Raw genomic sequence first — 17,621 nt, 5'->3', positions numbered from 1 at the left:
TAATAGAAATTTTGCAACATTAAAACGCTTACTAGTTACGCTTCATTACAAACAATGCAAATGCATTTAATAGCCAAGTAATAATAAACAATACTAAACTAAGCGCATAAGCAGCAAGAGTTTGTACACTATTGAAATCCTGATCTCCGGTAAGTAATGTAGCGATCTGCACGGTAATGGTAGTAACTGAATTAAGAGGGTTAAAAGTCAAATTTGCGTTGATTCCCACAGCCATTAGCACAATCATTGTTTCACCTATCACTCTTGAAATTGACAATAAAATTGCACTTAAAATTGTAGGCATTGCATAAGGTATTGTTATATGCCATATAGTTTCCGCTGGAGTTGCACCAAGTGCCATGAAGCCATAACGCAAGCTTTTTGGAACAGATCTTATGGCATCTTCGAGTAAAGAAATAATAAAAGGAAGAATCATTATCCCAATCGATAAACCGGCAACTAAGGCACTTTCTGAGTGTATACTTAAACCAAAAAAATTTGCTACCTGCTTTATAAAGAAAGACAAAAACACAACCGCGAAATATCCATATACAACCGTAGGAATAGCAGACAAAACTTGCAAAGTTGTATTAACAATATAACGCACTTTCTCACTCGCATATTCACTAATATATATTGCAGAAAATAAACCAAGCGGAACGACAACTAACATTGCTATAATAGTTATAAGTAATGTACCAACTAAAAGCGGCGCTATACCAAAACATCCTATCTTCTCTTCATTGATAGTGACTACATTGTGGCCCCATTTCAAGCAAAACAAGAATTCTGAAATAGCTACTTTATTAAAAAAACTAATGGATTGAATAAAAATAGACAGCATTATAAATAAAGTGATAAAAAATGATATGGCCAAAGCCACAAATAACGAAAGTTTTATTATCTTATTTCTTTTATTTTTAAAGATAAAAGCAAGCATGAAAAAAAGTAACGCTATAGAAATAAAAGTTACAAAACAATTATTATAGAATACTAACAACCAAGTTAGCATCCATACACAACTAAGATATAGATAAGATTTAACCTTATTTACTTCTTGAAACCTACTAAAACAAAATAAAAGGATTAGTAAGACAGGTATGACTATCACCGAATTCATTCTTCCATGCATCAAATTTTATTCTACGAAAATGTCATACAAGTTCACCATTATTTGACAATAAAGTAAAACAATTTAAAATAAATAATTATATTAATATAAAAACAATGAAGAGAACATTTCAACCAAAAAATTTGATAAGAAAGCGCAGACACGGATTTCGTTCACGTATGGCAACAAGAGCTGGAAGAAAAATCCTTAATAGGCGCCGTTCATTAGGGTGTAACAAATTATGCGCATAGTAAGTATAAAAAAAAAGATTTTTCTTCTGCTTTCAAAAATAAGTTAGCACTCAACAGTCTTTTTTATCGTGGGCTTTATATATCACTGTACGCTATAAAAGAAAGAGAACCTGAAAAGTACATTCATACTATTAGAGTAGGTCTGGCTATCAGTAAAAAAACCGGAAAAGCAGCAAAAAGAAATAAAATAAAAAGGCAACTACGAATGCTTGCTAAAATTAGCATTTTAAATATAAGTAATATAGGGCACTACTACATAATACTAACTCATAGAAACATTATGCAAGCAAGTTATAAAAATTTACAAAAAGATCTAACTATTTGCTTAAAAAAGATAAAATAAAAAAAAATCTCAATTAAGGTATTTACAACTATATTTTTTATGATAATATAGGTAAAATTTTTAAAAATAGTTAATGGGTGTGGTGAATGGTAGAGCATATAAAAGAGGTAAATAACACAGGCTTTGGTCAGATGTATCAATTCTTATTTCTTCCTAAAGGAACAGGAACAGATTGGAGGTCAGCATTTCGCCAACAAGAAGAATTATTTAAAAAAGTGGGAGGTAATGTAATATTACCAGAAATCAGTAATTCTCCTTCAAAAGGGAATCAATTAGGGGAAGTAGGAACAATGCTAAATAATGTAGAAAATGACCAAGAACATATAAGAAAAAAAAGATATCGTAGTTAAAGTAAAAACTTAAAGAATAGTAACAAAACAAGAAAGTTAAAATATAAGTATACCTACTGTCTAATTAACAAAGAAATTTTTATAAACTTGGCAGCGACCTACTCTCCCTTTTCAAGTACCATCAGCGCTAAAAAGTTTCACTTCCGAGTTCGAGATGAGATCGGGTGGTTCATTTTTGCTATAGCCACCAAGTCAATAAAAATTTCTAACTTAACAATTTTAACTTAATATTTAACACTGCATACACACATATAGAAAGCAAATAAATCAATCAGGCTATTAGTACTAGTTAGCTTCACATGTTACCATGCTTCCACACCTAGCCTATCAACGTGGTAGTCTTCCACGGCCTTAATTGGGAAATCTTTTTGAAGAGGGTTTCTTGCTTATATGCTTTCAGCAATTATCCCATCTATACATAGCCACCCAGCGATGCTATTGGCATAACAGCTGGTACACCAGAGGTATATCCATCTCGGTCCTCTCGTACTAGAGTCAGACCTTCTCAAATTTCCTTCACCCACGGCAGATAGAAACCGAACTGTCTCACGACGTTCTAAACCCAACTCACGTATCACTTTAATCGGCGAACAGCCGAACCCTTGGGACCTTCTTCAGCCCCAGGATGTGATGAGTCGACATCGAGGTGCCAAACGGTGTCGTCGCTATGAACGCTCGAACACCATCAGCCTGTTATCCCCGGCGTACCTTTTATCCGTTGAGCGATGACCCTTCCATACAGAATCACCGGATCACTATGACCGACTTTCGTCTCTGCTTGGCTTGTCAGCCTCGCAGTCAGGCAAGCTTATGCCATTATACTATCAAGCTGATTTCCGACCAGCTCTAGCTTACCTTCGCACGCCTCCGTTACTTTTTAGGAGGCGACCGCCCCAGTCAAACTACCCACCATACAATGTCCTAGTTCCAGATAATGAAACATAGTTAGATATCAAAAGTGTAAAGGGTGGTATCTCAAGGTTGACTCCATTATAGCTAGCGCCATAACTTCAAAGTCTCCCACCTATCCTGCACATCACACTTTTAATAGCAATGTAAAGCTATAGTAAAGGTGCACGGGGTCTCTTCGTCTAACCGCGGGTACCCCGCATCTGCACGGGGAATTCAATTTCGCTGAAGTGATGTTGGAGACAGTGGAGAAATCGTTACGCCATTCGTGCGGGTCGGAACTTACCCGACAAGGAATTTCGCTACCTTAGGACCGTCAGTGTTACGGCCGCCGTTTACTGGGGCTTCAATTCGGAGCTTGCACCCTTCCTATTAACCTTCCAGCACCGGGCAGGCGTCAGACCCTATACTTCCACTTACGTGTTTGCAGAGTCCTGTGTTTTTAGTAAACAGTCGCTACTCCCTATTTTGTGCCACCTACTCATAGTTGCCTAAAAGCAGGTTACCCTTCTTCCGAAGTTACAGGTATAATTTGCCGAGTTCCTTCAACATCATTCTTTCAACACCTTAGTATACTCTACTCATCCACCAGTGTCGGTTTGCGGTACGGCCTCATAAATATAAGTGCTATTTCCTGGAGCTTCTTTTAAGCATAGATCAATCCAATAAGATCTATACAAATACGAAACCCGTCACACTTAAGAGGTTTAGGAATATTAACCTAATTGCCATCGACTACTCCTTTACGGACTCGCCTTAGGAACCGACTAACCCTACGCAGATTAACTTAACGTAGGAACCCTTAGATTTTTGGTGAGAGTGTTTTTCACACTCTTTTACGCTACTTATGTCAGCATTCTCACTTCCGATATCTCCAGCAGTTTTCACAAACCACCTTCACAGACTTACGGGACGCTCCGCTACCGCGCCTATTGATCGAAATCAATAAGCACTCACATCTTCGGTATACAGCTTTAGCCCCGGTACATTTTCGGCGCAGAAAAACTTATTTAGACAAGTGAGCTGTTACGCTTTCTTTAAAGGATGGCTGCTTCCAAGCCAACCTCCTAGCTGTAATGGTTTTTCTACTTCCTTCCCCACTTAGCTGTAATTTTGGGACCTTAGATAGTGATCTGGGTTGTTTCCCTCTTCACCACGGACTTAGCACCCGTAGTGTGCCTGCTGTATAATTAATTGTTGGTATTCGGAGTTTAGTTAGATTTGGTAAGACGGTGAATCCCCCTAGTCTATCCAGTGCTCTACCCCCAACAACATACATACAACGCTCTACCTAAATAGATTTCGCGGAGAACCAGCTATTTCCAAGTTTGATTGGCCTTTCACCCCTAATCACAACTCATCCAATAATGTTGCAACATTAACTGGTTCGATCCTCCAGTGTGTTTTACCACACCTTCAATCTGGTCATGACTAGATCACTTGGTTTCGGGTCTAATCCATAAAACTAAAACGCCCTATTCAGACTTGCTTTCGCTACGCCTACACCTAACGGCTTAAGCTTGCTTCATAGATTAACTCGCTGACCCATTATGCAAAAGGTACGCTGTCACTCTAAATATCAATAAATTGATATAGAGCTCCAACTGTTTGTAAGCACTTGATTTCAGATTCTATTTCACTCCCCTCCCGGGGTTCTTTTCACCTTTCCCTCACGGTACTTGTTCACTATCGGTCGTTAAGGAGTATTTAGGCTTGGAGGATGGTCCCCCCATATTCAAACAGGATTTCACGTGCCCCGCTCTACTCAAGGATTTAAAAACTTTCTACTTATACAGGACTATCACCTTCTATGGTTACTATTTCCAGAGTATTCTAATTCTTATTCTTAAATCACTAGCCTTTTCCGCTTTCGCTCGTCACTACTAACAGAATCTCGGTTGATTTCTTTTCCTTTGGCTACTTAGATATTTCAGTTCACCAAGTTTGCTTTACATACTTAGTACGTAATAACTAGCTAAACTAGTTGGGTTTCCCCATTCGGAAATCTGCGGATCAAAATTTGTTGACAATTCCCCACAGCTTATCGCAGCCTGCCACGTCCTTCATCGCCTCTTAACGCCAAGGCATCCATCAAGTGCTCTTAATAATTTATTTATCCGACTATATGCAGAATATGCAGAGTTAAATATTATTAAAATTGAATTGAGATTAAATTAATCTCTACCATAAAACTTGTCAAACATCTAAAAACTAAATTAATCTTTTATATGTTATAACCTAATAAATAATATGTCAACGCCTTTTTGCACAAAACATTTACTTATATTATCAACAACAATATACTAGCAATCCTAAACAGTATAATCTGAGAAATATGTGGTAAACTTATATATACAGTAAAAATTAATAAAAAAGATATTTTGTAAGATAAAATGTGTTAAAATCAATTGCCTAAAAATGATAATAAACATTCGGAGTATTTCTAACGTATGAAAAGTAATCTCTCTTTTATAAAAAACGTTGCTTTAAATTGTATGTCTAAGCTCATTGGCGTATTAAATATTAAGAAAGTAAAACACTTCATTGTGAATAAATATAATACTCTTCATAAAGAAATGACAGTGCTTCTTAAAAAATCTAAGAACCTGTTAAACACCAACATTGAAATCGGTTTATATCACTTTTATAAAGGTAGCATATCAGATGCAAAGTTACGATTTTGGTTAATTAGCATATTTTACCCCCATTTACCTATAGTCTGGTATAACATCGGAAGGTCTCATTTTGCGGTAGGGAATACTAACAAAGCTTATAATTATTTAACAAGGGCACTAAAATTAGATAATGACCACGAGGAGGCGTCTTACTATATAAAAAAAATGACAAACTCAGCGCCTATTACAGAATTGCCAAAAAACCTCATAAGACAATATTTTGATTACACAGGTGAATATTTTGTTGAGCATTGGTTGATTGCCAAACAATATAGAGGGCATGAACTTGTACACATGATAATTACAAAAATCTTCAACAACTCCACTTCTGAGCTCAATATACTCGACCTTGGTTGTGGAACTGGAATATGTGGTCATTTCTTGAAAATAAATAGTATTGGAAACCATATAACAGGAATTGACATTTCAAGTAGAATGCTAAATATCGCAAGAGGATGCTTTATAAAAGGTAAGCCTGTTTACAATGAATTAATACATATGGAAATGAAAGAGTTTCTTAAACAAGAGAAAAACCAGCAGTATGATGTAATTATCTTTGCTGAAGTGCTACATTATCTACATGACTTTCAAGAAGAGTTGGAATTAGCAAAAAGATCTACGAGCAAAAAAGGAGTTATTGTATGTTTAATAAGAAGAAAGGAAGGTGAAGGTATTGACTTTGTAAACAAAGGAGACTATTTTCGTCACTCAGAAAGTTATGTTCAACATGTTACAAAAGAAATAAATATGCAAATAAGTTATATGAGTTACTGTAAAATATATGGCAGTCAGGTTGACGGTATCTTGTTTGCATTACAGCATCAACAAAAAAATCCGAAAAACCTAACTTAAAAATCGCTCAAAATGACTTTTAAGTACCTATATATAATAAAAGAATAAAAGGAACTTTATGAATAACATTACCATTAATTACGCAAAGGACAGCAAATTAACCGACTTTGGAAAAGCAGTTCTATCAGACAGGTATTTAATAGAAAATGAAAGTTATCAAGACCTCTTTGCACGTATTGCTAATTACTATTCTGATAATAAAGAACATGCGCAGCGTCTTTATGACTACATGAGCAACTTGTGGTTCATGCCTTCAACACCAATACTCAGCAATGGTGGCACTAAGAGAGGGTTACCTATCTCTTGCTTTCTTAATGAAACCGAAGACAGCTTGCAGGGAATAGTTGATCTATGGAACGAAAATGTTTGGCTTGCTGCACGTGGAGGAGGCATAGGTAGTTATTGGGGAAATTTACGCTCAATAGGCGAAAGCGTAAAGGGTAGCGGCAAAACATCAGGAATTGTTCCATTTATTGTAGTGCAAAATGCTCTAACGCTTGCAATTAGTCAGGGATCCCTAAGGCGAGGAAGTTCAGCAGTCTACCTTCCTGTATCTCATCCGGAGATAGAAGAGTTTCTAGATTTACGCAAGCCAACAGGCGGTGACCCAAATCGCAAAGCGTTAAATATACATCATGCTGTAATAGTAACAGATAAATTTATGCAGGCTGTTGAGAATGATCAAGAATGGAATTTAATAAGCCCTCACAACAATAAGGTTATTTCAACTGTAAAAGCGCGGGATATATGGATCAAAATATTAACAGCAAGAGTTGAAACTGGAGAACCTTACATTATTTTCCTTGATGCAACAAATAACAATAAGCCAGAATCTTACAAAAAGCTCAACTTAGACATCAAGATGTCAAATCTATGCAGTGAAATAACTTTAACCACAGGTTATGATCACCTGAATAAGTCACGCACTGCTGTGTGTTGTCTATCATCCGTAAACCTTGAGTACTACGAAGAATGGAAAGACAATAAACTCTTCATAGAAGATATAATGCGCTTTCTTGATAATGTATTGGAAGATTTCATAAATAAAGCACCGAATGAAATGCAGCGAGCAAAATATTCTGCAGCCAGAGAACGCAGTATTGGTCTTGGTGTGATGGGCTTTCACTCATTTTTACAAAGCAAAATGGTTCCTTTTGAATCAGTAACAGCACAACAATGGAATAAAAAAATATTTAAGTATTTACGCGAGCAAGCAGATATAGTTTCTAAAAAATTAGCAGAAGAAAAGGGAGCATGTTCTGATGCCAAAGAAGTTGATCTAATGGAAAGGTTTACACACAAACTCGCTATTGCTCCTACTGCCTCGATCTCCATTATTGCAGGTAATACCTCCCCTGGAATAGAACCATACGCAGCAAACGTATTCATACAAAAGACACTTACAGGCTCATTTGTAGTGCGAAATAAATTCTTGCAAAAACTATTAGCAGAAAAAAATCAAGACAATGATAAAATATGGTCTTCAATTTCAACAAACGAGGGTTCCGTTCAGCATTTAGATTTTCTTAGTGAGCATGAAAAATTGACATTTAAAACAGCGTACGAGCTTGACCAAAGATGGATTATAGAACATGCAAGTAATAGAACTTCGTATATTTGTCAATCTCAATCAGTAAATCTGTTCTTACCTGCCAACGTACATAAACGTTACTTGCACAAAATACACATGCTTGCTTGGAAAAAAGGATTGAAGAGCTTATATTACTGCAGATCACAATCAATGCAGAGAGCCGATAAGGTCTCGCATGACATATTCAAAAAAAGTGAAATATTGCAACAAAAAACAGATATTGACTACGATGAATGTCTGTCATGCCAATAGCGGCCTTACTCAGAAAAAGTAGAGAGAAAGTTAAGCAAATGGGTAAATAGACTTCTTGCATAACCATATAACGCACTTTTATTGGGAATAGAAACGAAAAAACTTCCTTGACAAACTCCGCCAGCCCTCTTATCATAAAATTGAAGCTATTTATTTATCTTCTCTGTACAGATTAAATGACAAAAAAACTCACGTATCTGGCGTCTCATGTTTAATTTTTTGCACTATGTGCACCTTATGTCTTTATAAAACTTCTACCTACATAAGCTGAAACGCGCTTATAAAGCGTTTAAAACATAAAAAAAACGCCAACTTAAAAAATGGATAGTGAATAACTAGCTACCCTAGGGTTTCTTTTGCCTTTTTTTCTGTTTAGTAAATTTCTTAAACATTTATAGCTAAGGTTAGTTGCATTTAAAAGCAGCTGAGTCGCGGTTATTAAGCGTTTAGAATAAAAAAACGCCATACTTGAAAGTATAATGTAAGTAATTAGCCAACTACGGGGCTTCTTTTGCCTTTTTTTTCATTTGGTAAATTTCTTAAACATTTATGGCTAAACGACAATCGTCATCCCGCTACTTGTTAGCGGCCGAGATACTGCGGCGGTATGACGTAGATTGCTGTCATTCCGCTACTAGTTAGCGCCGCAGCGGTATGGTGTAGGAAAATTAGCTATATAGCTAACTTGTACCACGCGTTAAAGCTTTTAAACAGGTCTTGGTTTACTTACTCCATTATTTTCTTTATTATCAGATATCATTTTAAATAATATGGAGGAGCAAATTGTCAGCAATTGCCATTATTGATTTTGGTTCACAGTTTACACAGCTTATCGCAAGACAAGTAAGAGGAATGGGTGTTTATTGTGAGATATTTCCAAGCAACATCAGTTTTGAAACAATATCAAAATTCAATGGGTTTATTCTCTCTGGAGGACCACAATCTGTAAATGATGATTGTTCTGAAACAAGTAGAGTAGTACATGAAATTATAAAACTTAATGAGGCAACAAGCGTTCCTATACTTGGAATATGCTATGGACAGCAACTCATTTGTCATTATTTTGGAGCAAAAGTAAAAGAGAGTTTCAAACAGGAGTTTGGTAGAACTAAAATCAAGATACTAAAAGAATCCCCCATTGTAAAGGATACCTGGGATGTTAATTCTGAAGTGGATGTATTAATGAACCATGCGGACAGTGTTGATACTATACCACAGGGATTTACTGTTATCGCATCAGGTGTGATAAATCAAACAATTGCAATGATTGTCAACGAACAGCGGAAGATTTACTGTACTCAGTTCCATCCTGAGGTTAAGCCCACAACAAATGGCAGTAAATTGCTCTCTAACTTCTTGGATATTGCAAATTGCAAAAGAGACTGGACAATGAAGTCGTTTATTGAGGAGCAAAAGGAAAAAATCAAAAATGTAGTAGGAGAGAAAAAAGTAATCGCTGCAGTAAGTGGTGGGGTTGATTCAAGCGTTGCAGCGGCTCTCACACATAAAGCTATAGGAAAACAATTGAACTGTATTTTTATCGATACTGGGTTGTTACGCAAGAACCAAACCATCGCTATGTTGAAAGAGATTCCGATAAATTACGTTGATAAATCAAATTTATTTTTGAGTAGGTTGAAGGGAATAACTGATCCAGAAGAAAAGCGAAAAATTATCGGTAACACTTTTATTGAAGTGTTTGAAGAAGAAGCAAAAAAAATAGGTGATGTGGATTTTTTGATGCAAGGTACCATCTACTCTGATGTAGTTGAGTCAGGGCATGCCTCAGACAACACTAGTACAATTAAGTCTCACCATAATGTTGGTGGGTTGCCAGAAAAGATGAATCTGAAGTTAGTGGAGCCTTTACGTTACCTCTTTAAAGATGAGGTAAGGCTACTTGGAAAAGAAATTGGGCTTTCAGACGAGATAATATTTCAACATCCATTTCCTGGACCCGGACTTGCAGTGAGGATTATAAGTGAAGTCGATAAAGAAAAGGTGCAAATATTGCAAGAAGTAGATGAAATATATATTAATACGATGAAAAATTACGATCTATACGATAAGATATGGCAAGCTTTTGCTGTATTATTACCAATAAAAACTGTAGGCGTTATGGGAGATGGTCGTACGTATGGATATGTTTGTGCTTTAAGGGCTGTAACATCATCTGATGGTATGACAGCCGATGCATTTCCATTTGAAGATAAGGATCAACACTTGCTAGTATTTTGGGATTTTTTACGCAATGTCGGCAGTATAATTGTTAATAATGTTCCCGGAGTAAATAGAGTTGTTTATGATATCACTTCTAAACCACCCGCAACTATTGAGTGGGAGTAAATCAAAAAGATCCCGCTGCTTGTTAGCTGGATCTAGAGATACCGCGAATGAATCGCGGTATGACGGTTAATTTTCTTTATTTTGCTTATAATTTCCACAAGCAGTGCAAACATAAATGAAGAATACAAATATCCTTTTGGTAATTCTATATGAAATCCATGAAGTATGAGGTACACACCGACAAGTAAAATAAATAAAATGGCGATTATTTTTAACCCTGGGTTAGATTTGATTAACTGGGCGGTATAACTTGATAAAAACAGCATTGCTAGCATGGAAAATGTAAATGCTGTAGCAATTATTACCATGTTATAAGTTAGTGCTATAGCAGTTAATATCGAATCAACCGAAAAAACTAAATCTATTAATATAATTTGTAGCACAACTAAAAAAAATTTTGATTTAACGTTTGCTTTCTTTTTATTTTTCTTACATACAAAGATGTCATCCCGTAACTCCATAGAGCTCTTAACAATAAGGAATAATCCCCCTGCGATCATAAGTAAATCCCTTGCTGATGCAGTGTGAAATATAGGTTTTTGCATTGACAATATAGATGATGTAAAAAATAGTATTACAAAACGCATTAATAGTGCTAATCCAAGGCCCATAAGGCGCACTCTTTCTCTCAGCGCATTTGGTACCTTATCTATTGCTAGAGAAATAAAGATTAAATTGTCTACACTAAGTATAGTTTCAAGTAGTGTAAGTGTCAGTAAAGTCCAAGCATCAGTTAGCATTTTTGTTTCAAATTCGGTTCTTCTTACTCTACAATAGATGTGTAAAAATTAAGTGACTTCACTCAGAAGTTTTATAGCAGTTCTCCAGAAAAACAGGATATATAAAGTTCAGCAGCTTCTTCTATTTTCGTTTTTGAGCAAAATCAATAATAAGAGAGTTTCTTATTTTCATGCACGCAAATAAGAACCTGTTTAAAATCTCCTCAATAGAATAGAAATGAAGGAAAGAACAACCATTTGTAAGCTAGTGTTGAGTTTCCGCTCGCAATTTTTCCACAAACGCCTACATTTTTCCAACCAAGCAAAAGATCGCTCAACAACCCATCTTTTTGGCAATACAACGAAAGAATGTAATTCACTCCGCTTTATTACCTCAACAGTTGCACCAATAGTAGCTTTTATTTGAGTTGCAAAATTTTCTCCTGTATAGCCAGCATCAACCAGTATATTTTCAACTTCAGAGAGGTTTTTTTCAGCCTTTCCCACCATTTCCACAGCACTGCTACGATCAGTTGCTTCTGCTGTTGTTATATGAATTGCGTGTGGCAAGCCTTGCGTATCAACTGCAATATGACGCTTTATGCCTGAAATCTTTTTACCTGCATCATAGCCCTTTTTTTCAGCAGTATCTGTGTTTTTAACGCTTTGGGCATCAATTATACAGAAACTGGTTTTCTCTTTCCGACCATTGCTGATACGAACCTCTCCAACTAATTTTTTTTAAGACTATTTCCAGCAAGCTTGGTTCTGCTCCATTCTTTTTATTCCACATTTGAAAATAGTAATACACGTTCTCCCACCTCGGAAAATCTTTTGGCAGCATTCTCCACTGGCAGGGGCTTTTTAGGACATATAGCACTGCACAAAATACATCATACAAATCAAGTTTCCTTGGTTTTGTTTTCTTTCTGCTACTCTCCAGTATTGGTCTAATTTTTTCAAATTGTTCTTGACTTATATCGCTTGGATAGCTTTTTTGCATAGATATACCTCTTTCTTAACTATGCTTATTTTACCTCATATTTTCGAGATCCTTAACAGGTTCTAAGATAAAGCCTTATTTTCATTTTTGACTTTATTTGAAAATAATATATACTATAAAAATAGTGTGCTAGGTTGAATGAATGTATATTAAAGGATCACCATCAGGCAAAGTATTCGCTGGTTATCAGGCATTTATACCAAGCCCCTTGCCACCAAAATTTGAATGGGACAATGATTTAGTTAGTAGTCTTTAAACCCTTACTTTACTATAAGGAAAGTGGTTGAAAACTTAGGTGTCGTATTTACAACAGCCCAAAGAGCAATCGTAAAGCTTGAAGATTTAGGCATCGTTTCACAAACTTCTCAAGGAAAGAGAGATCGGGTTTATTGTGCAACTGATATTTTGAATATTCTAGAAGAACCAACTAAGATTACAGAGAACTTCGATAGCACATTGTAGCTATTGCGATGAATAAATTCAGCAAACAGCAAGCTTAAAGAGTCTGATCCAATGGACATGCTGAACAAAAAGTAAGGAGCTCCTTTTGGAGGATTATATTAACTTATTAATTAATTGCTTGACTTTTAGCAGGATTTATTATATTATTTATTAATGAGTAATGCAATCAAACCAAGGAGGATAGCATGATAAATAATTTGGATTCAATAATTCTTGGAATAAAAGATGGTGAAAAGGCGATTGAAGATTTAAGGGTTGTTCTTAAAAAAAGAAAAGAAGAAGTTATTACTACACAGACATTTAATTACGCTTTACAATGCCCACAAACTACAAAGGAAGCGATAGCACACGAAATTCTGCTTCATTTTATACAAAATCCTGGCGAGCAATCACTAGAACAAGTAATACAATACTTAGATGGAGCAATACAATCTGGGATATATGCAAAAAACAACCCAATAAGAAATCTAGATGAAGAATTTCGTACTCATATAAACTTTAAAGATGAAGAGGGAAATACATTACTACATCATGCAGTTATAGGTAATAAAACTGAAGAAATAACCACCCTGCTTGTTACATATAGTGCAAATCCTTTGATACAAAACGCGGATAATAAAATTCCTTCAGATTTAGCTCAAGGAAAAACAAAAGAAGTGCTTATTAAAAGTATGAAAAAACAAGCTAATACGAAAAAAGAAAGCGCTATGGTAGGCAGTTTGGTGCCTGGCGTAATAATTGGTGGTTTTCTTGGTGTTGTACTTGGAGCTGGTGTGTGTGTTGCAGTAAGTCTTTCTGGTGGTATGATACTAGGTGTAATGATAGCATCTTCTCTTGTTGCTAGTATAGCTATTGGACTGGCCATGTATTTTTTGAGTCAAGACTATGAACAGGCTAAAGCGATAGAAAAAACTATTAGCACTGTTAGCTCTGAAATATCTGTTGATGATACAACTGTCGCAAATGGTAAAAAGGGGCCACAACTTACATAGAAAAAGCTATAGTATTTTTCAAACTAAATAATAAACCTTGTAATTAGGATATTCTGGATTCCAGCGTCACGCGCTGGAATGACAACTGTGTTTTTGTTTTTTTGTCATCAAATACTCCTACTCTTTATGTCATCCAAGTGTCCTGACTACTTGGATCCAAGAAATTTAATTGTTTTAAATTTTCCCCTCTATACACCTATTTAAAATTTATGTTATTCACATGTGCAATATAATCTATAATAACGTTTATCAATACAATATATTAAAAAATATTATGAGCTTCGTAAAAGAAAAAACACCCCTGTGATGGAGCAGTATTTGAACCTGAAAGCTCAATACAAAGATCATCTGCTATTTTATAGGCTAGGAGATTTTTATGAATTGTTTTTCGATGATGCTATTAAAGCTGCGAAATTGCTGAATATAGTGCTCACTAAGAGAGGTAATTCGTGTGGGCAAGAAATACCAATGTGTGGAGTGCCAGCACACAGTAGTGAATCTTACCTGCACAAGCTAATAGATTTAGGATTCAAAGTAGCAATCTGTGATCAATTAGAAACTGCTGATGAAGCAAAAAAGAGGGGCTATAAATCCATAGTAAAACGTGATGTAGTGCGAGTTGTAACTCCAGGTACAATTATAGAAGATTCACTACTGGAGGATAAAAGCAATAATTATCTCGCATCCATAGTTGAACAAAATGACGAATATGCTATTAGTTGGCTTGAATTATCGACGGGAAAATTTTTTCACACTTTAACGAGTTTGAAAGCTCTAGATAGTGATTTATTGCGTATATCACCAAGAGAATTATTAATTTCTGAAAAATTCACTGAGGATGAAAAAATTAGATCGATTTTAAAAAATTATAAAATATCAATTACGCAACACGCACAGAGCTTTTTTGAGTATAGTAAATCTCACAGAACATTATGCGAGTTTTATAAAATCAGGGAACTTGGGAGTATAGGAAATTTCAGCAAAGTAGAAATCATGGCGTGTGGTGCACTGCTTGAATATGTCAGAGTAACACAAAGGGGCTCTATTCCAAGGCTTGAATTCCCAAAAACCTATAAGCAACAAAATTTCATGCTTATTGATGCTTCAGCAAGGAGAAATCTTGAGTTGTTTTCAACTCAATTTGGTGAAAAGAAAGGTTCACTAATTTCAGTTATTGATCATACAGTTACAGCTTCTGGTGGACGCCTGCTCAAACAAATGCTCGCTTCACCCCTTGCTTGCTCCAAGGCAATCAATTTGAGGCTCAGCACCGCTCAATTTTTTGTAAATAATCATGATTCACGCAGAAAAATACGAGAGATATTATCTAACATTCCGGATATTGAAAGGTCTTTATCGCGCTTAATACTAGGGCGTGGTTCACCAAAGGATATGAACCTATTGAAAATAGGCCTAGGAAAGACTTTAGAATTGTCTGAGTTCTTATGTAAAATTGAATCAGGTGAAAATGGATCTCTCCCACAACAATATGTCATCCAAACTGAGATCCAGCCAGCGTCACGCGCTGGAATAGCAGTAAAATCAGACGAGAGTGAACTAAGCACAATACATAAAAGCCTTGGCAATCATAAAGACCTATTTGAACTGTTAAATAGTGCTATACTCGATAATAACCTCAGTTCCGTGAAAGAAGGAGGATTTATTCACTCAAAATACAACTCAGAATTATCTGAGTTATCTTATATATTGAACAACAGTAACAAGTTGGTAACTAAGCTCCGTGAATCTTATCGCGATCTTACTGGCATTGCCGCACTCAAAATATTACACAACAACATACTTGGTTATTACGTTGAAGTGTCGGCAAATCACAAAATAACTTCGGATATATTTATTCATAGGCAAAGCTTAGCAAATAGCATGCGCTACACTACTAATGAATTGAAAGAACTAGAAAATAAAATTCTTACGGCACGTGATGCTGCAATCGGCTTAGAAATGAAAATTTTTAGTGAACTGTGTAGTGAAGTCGCTAAAGAATCTGAAAAAATTGCTCTTGCTGCAAATGCTTTGGCAAAACTTGATATTAGAACCGCATTTGCAGAGCTTGCAGTGCAAAATAATTACGTAAAACCCATTATTGATGACAGCAAAGAGTTCAATATCTGTAGCGGAAGACATCCAGTGGTTGAAGTTAACGATAAATTCATTGCAAATAGCATCAATTTAGCTGGTATACATCTAATTACTGGTCCTAATATGGCTGGAAAAAGCACTTTCTTGAGGCAAAACGCTCTCATTGCAATTTTAGCTCACATGGGGTCATTTGTGCCAGCAGAGAGTGCACATATTGGAGTGATTGACAAGATATTCAGCAGGGTTGGCGCAACGGATAATATAACAGCTGGTTATTCTACCTTCATGGTAGAGATGATCGAAACAGCAACGATAGTAAATCAGGCAACGGACCGTTCCTTGGTGATACTTGATGAAATTGGTAGGGGCACAGGGGTGTATGATGGATTATCTATTGCACAGGCGGTGATTGAACATATTCACAATGTAAATAAGTGCCGCGCCATTTTTGCAACTCATTATCATGAATTAACTAAAGTAAGCAAATACTTGAAGAACGTGAAATGTTTTTGTGTAAAAATAAGAGAGTGGAACGGAGAGGTTATTTTTCTACATGAAGTAATTGAAGGCATTGCAGATGAGTCATATGGAATACATGTAGCAAAACTTGCTGGTTTTCCTGATTCTGTTTTAAATAGAGCAAGTGAAGTGTTTGAGGAGCTGAAGGCTTGAATCATTATTATAAGTGAAGAATTACCTATACAATCGTGGTAGTAGCTATAGAAACGAAAAACTTACTTGACACCCTTCGCCAGCTCCCTTATCATGATAGTGAAGCTATTGTATTTGCTTTCGCCAATCTGCAGATTAAAAGGTAAGGATTACTTAATGTATCGGCGTCTTATGTTCAATTTTTTGCAGTATATAGATACTGTATGTCTTTACAAAACTTCATCTACATCTAGATTTTTATCTAAATAAGCTGGACGCGCTTACAAAGCGTTACAAGACATCAAAAAATGCCAATACTCGACAGAGATAGTAAAAGACTAGCTAACTCGGGGATTCTTTGTCCTTTTTTCTGCTTAGTAAATTTCTTAAACATTTGCAGCGTAAGTTAGTTGCAATTAAAAGCAGCTTATACCAATTCTCATTATTAGTGAATCAAATAAGCGATATTGTAGAGTTATTTAATTGTGGAGTGAGAAAGAAAGGCAATAGTATGGCTTTTTTTTCCATTGTTATCTATCCGTTTATTGTGCAGTGGGAATTGGTATTAATCTTGCTTGTCAAGCGTTTAAAACATAAAAAACGCCAATATTTTAAAGCGGATAATAACCCCAGGGCTTCTTTTGCCTTTTTTTTATTTGGTAAATTTCTTAATATTTATAGCTAAACGACAATCGTCATCCCGCTACTTGTTAGCGGGATCTAGAGATACCGCGGCGGTATGACGTAGGACTGCTGTCATCCCAGTGCTCCTTTTTTTGTCATCCCAGTCTGGGATCTATTTTGCATGTAACTCCAATTGTGTTTTGGCATAAAACGCGACGCGTATTAGACTTATTTGCAAGCAAAGCTTGCTAGATCCAAGTAGTCAGGGCACTGGGATGACAGGAGAAGGAAGCACTGGGATTGGGATGGAAAAGGCTATTTGTGTGATGCCAATGAGTGATAGAAAGTTCTGCAAGAAGTCATTAATTGCAAAAATTTAATATAAATTATAAA

12 protein-coding genes, 2 rRNA genes and 1 pseudogene are annotated in these 17,621 nt (G+C 35.9%); 10 read left to right on the top strand and 5 right to left on the bottom strand.

All coding sequences use genetic code 11. The annotated features are described in order from the left end of the window. Positions 1-31 precede the first annotated feature (31 nt). Complete coding sequence (gene pstC, locus ABWU74_RS01655; RefSeq protein WP_038199744.1) at positions 32-1,120, bottom strand: phosphate ABC transporter permease subunit PstC; 1,089 nt, start codon at positions 1,118-1,120, stop codon at positions 32-34. Between the two features lie 107 nt (positions 1,121-1,227). On the opposite strand from pstC, the gene rpmH reads away from it, so the two are divergent. The 3 genes and pseudogenes from rpmH (at position 1,228) to ABWU74_RS01640 (ending at position 2,055) form a co-directional block, all read left to right on the top strand. Next, positions 1,228-1,362 carry a 50S ribosomal protein L34 gene (gene rpmH / locus ABWU74_RS01650; protein WP_006279898.1) on the top strand — a complete coding sequence of 45 codons (135 nt, stop codon included), beginning with the start codon at positions 1,228-1,230 and terminating at the stop codon, positions 1,360-1,362. 67 nt (positions 1,363-1,429) lie between these two features. Further along, a pseudogene (gene rnpA, locus ABWU74_RS01645) lies at positions 1,430-1,705 on the top strand (ribonuclease P protein component); the annotation flags it as partial. 86 nt (positions 1,706-1,791) lie between these two features. Then, on the top strand, positions 1,792-2,055 hold the full coding sequence (locus tag ABWU74_RS01640) for a hypothetical protein (RefSeq protein WP_077188558.1): 264 nt from the start codon (positions 1,792-1,794) through the stop codon (positions 2,053-2,055). 85 nt (positions 2,056-2,140) lie between these two features. Here the strand turns inward: ABWU74_RS01640 and rrf are convergent. After that, a 5S ribosomal RNA gene (gene rrf, locus ABWU74_RS01635) occupies positions 2,141-2,247 on the bottom strand. A gap of 66 nt (positions 2,248-2,313) precedes the next feature. Further along, a 23S ribosomal RNA gene (locus tag ABWU74_RS01630) occupies positions 2,314-5,079 on the bottom strand. 335 nt (positions 5,080-5,414) lie between these two features. Between ABWU74_RS01630 and ABWU74_RS01625 the strand changes: the two genes are divergently transcribed. From ABWU74_RS01625 to guaA, 3 genes are all read left to right on the top strand, one after another. Then, positions 5,415-6,491, top strand: a complete 1,077-nt coding sequence (locus tag ABWU74_RS01625) for a methyltransferase domain-containing protein (protein ID WP_353289352.1) — start codon at positions 5,415-5,417, stop codon at positions 6,489-6,491. Positions 6,492-6,549: 58 nt separating this feature from the next. Continuing rightward, positions 6,550-8,334 carry a ribonucleoside-diphosphate reductase subunit alpha gene (locus ABWU74_RS01620; RefSeq protein ID WP_209472729.1) on the top strand — a complete coding sequence of 595 codons (1,785 nt, stop codon included), beginning with the start codon at positions 6,550-6,552 and terminating at the stop codon, positions 8,332-8,334. 783 nt (positions 8,335-9,117) lie between these two features. Beyond that, the gene (gene guaA, locus ABWU74_RS01615) at positions 9,118-10,680 is read left to right on the top strand and encodes a glutamine-hydrolyzing GMP synthase (protein ID WP_010962427.1); all 1,563 of its coding nucleotides are present in this window, start codon (positions 9,118-9,120) and stop codon (positions 10,678-10,680) included. A 32-nt stretch (positions 10,681-10,712) separates the two neighbouring features. Here the strand turns inward: guaA and ABWU74_RS01610 are convergent, their stop codons facing one another. Beyond that, positions 10,713-11,420 (bottom strand): TerC family protein, encoded by a 708-nt coding sequence (locus ABWU74_RS01610; protein WP_038199715.1) that lies wholly within the window; start codon positions 11,418-11,420, stop codon positions 10,713-10,715. A gap of 192 nt (positions 11,421-11,612) precedes the next feature. Further along, positions 11,613-12,402 (bottom strand): IS5 family transposase gene (locus ABWU74_RS01605; RefSeq protein ID WP_353289218.1). Its coding sequence is split into 2 segments (ribosomal slippage): positions 11,613-12,140 and positions 12,142-12,402, totalling 789 coding nucleotides; the frame shifts between segments, so codons are not numbered across the junction. Positions 12,403-12,681: 279 nt separating this feature from the next. Here ABWU74_RS01605 and ABWU74_RS01600 point away from each other — a divergent pair. The 4 genes from ABWU74_RS01600 to ABWU74_RS01585 all read left to right on the top strand — a co-directional run bounded on the left by ABWU74_RS01600 (position 12,682) and on the right by ABWU74_RS01585 (position 17,608). After that, complete coding sequence (locus ABWU74_RS01600; RefSeq protein WP_006279522.1) at positions 12,682-12,864, top strand: hypothetical protein; 183 nt, start codon at positions 12,682-12,684, stop codon at positions 12,862-12,864. Between the two features lie 185 nt (positions 12,865-13,049). After that, the gene (locus ABWU74_RS01595; RefSeq protein WP_353289351.1) at positions 13,050-13,856 is read left to right on the top strand and encodes an ankyrin repeat domain-containing protein; all 807 of its coding nucleotides are present in this window, start codon (positions 13,050-13,052) and stop codon (positions 13,854-13,856) included. Positions 13,857-14,162: 306 nt separating this feature from the next. Continuing rightward, entirely contained in the window at positions 14,163-16,625 is a 2,463-nt protein-coding gene (gene mutS / locus ABWU74_RS01590) for a DNA mismatch repair protein MutS (RefSeq protein WP_353289440.1), read from the top strand. 848 nt (positions 16,626-17,473) lie between these two features. After that, positions 17,474-17,608, top strand: coding sequence for a hypothetical protein (locus ABWU74_RS01585; protein ID WP_010962423.1), 135 nt, complete (start codon positions 17,474-17,476; stop codon positions 17,606-17,608). The last annotated feature ends 13 nt before the right edge of the window (positions 17,609-17,621 follow it).

This window comes from Wolbachia endosymbiont (group A) of Paraperithous gnathaulax, assembly GCF_964028485.1.
Classification (GTDB): Bacteria; Pseudomonadota; Alphaproteobacteria; order Rickettsiales; family Anaplasmataceae; genus Wolbachia; species Wolbachia pipientis.
Note: the sequence above shows the minus strand (reverse complement) of the source record. Positions and strands in the feature narration are given on the sequence as shown.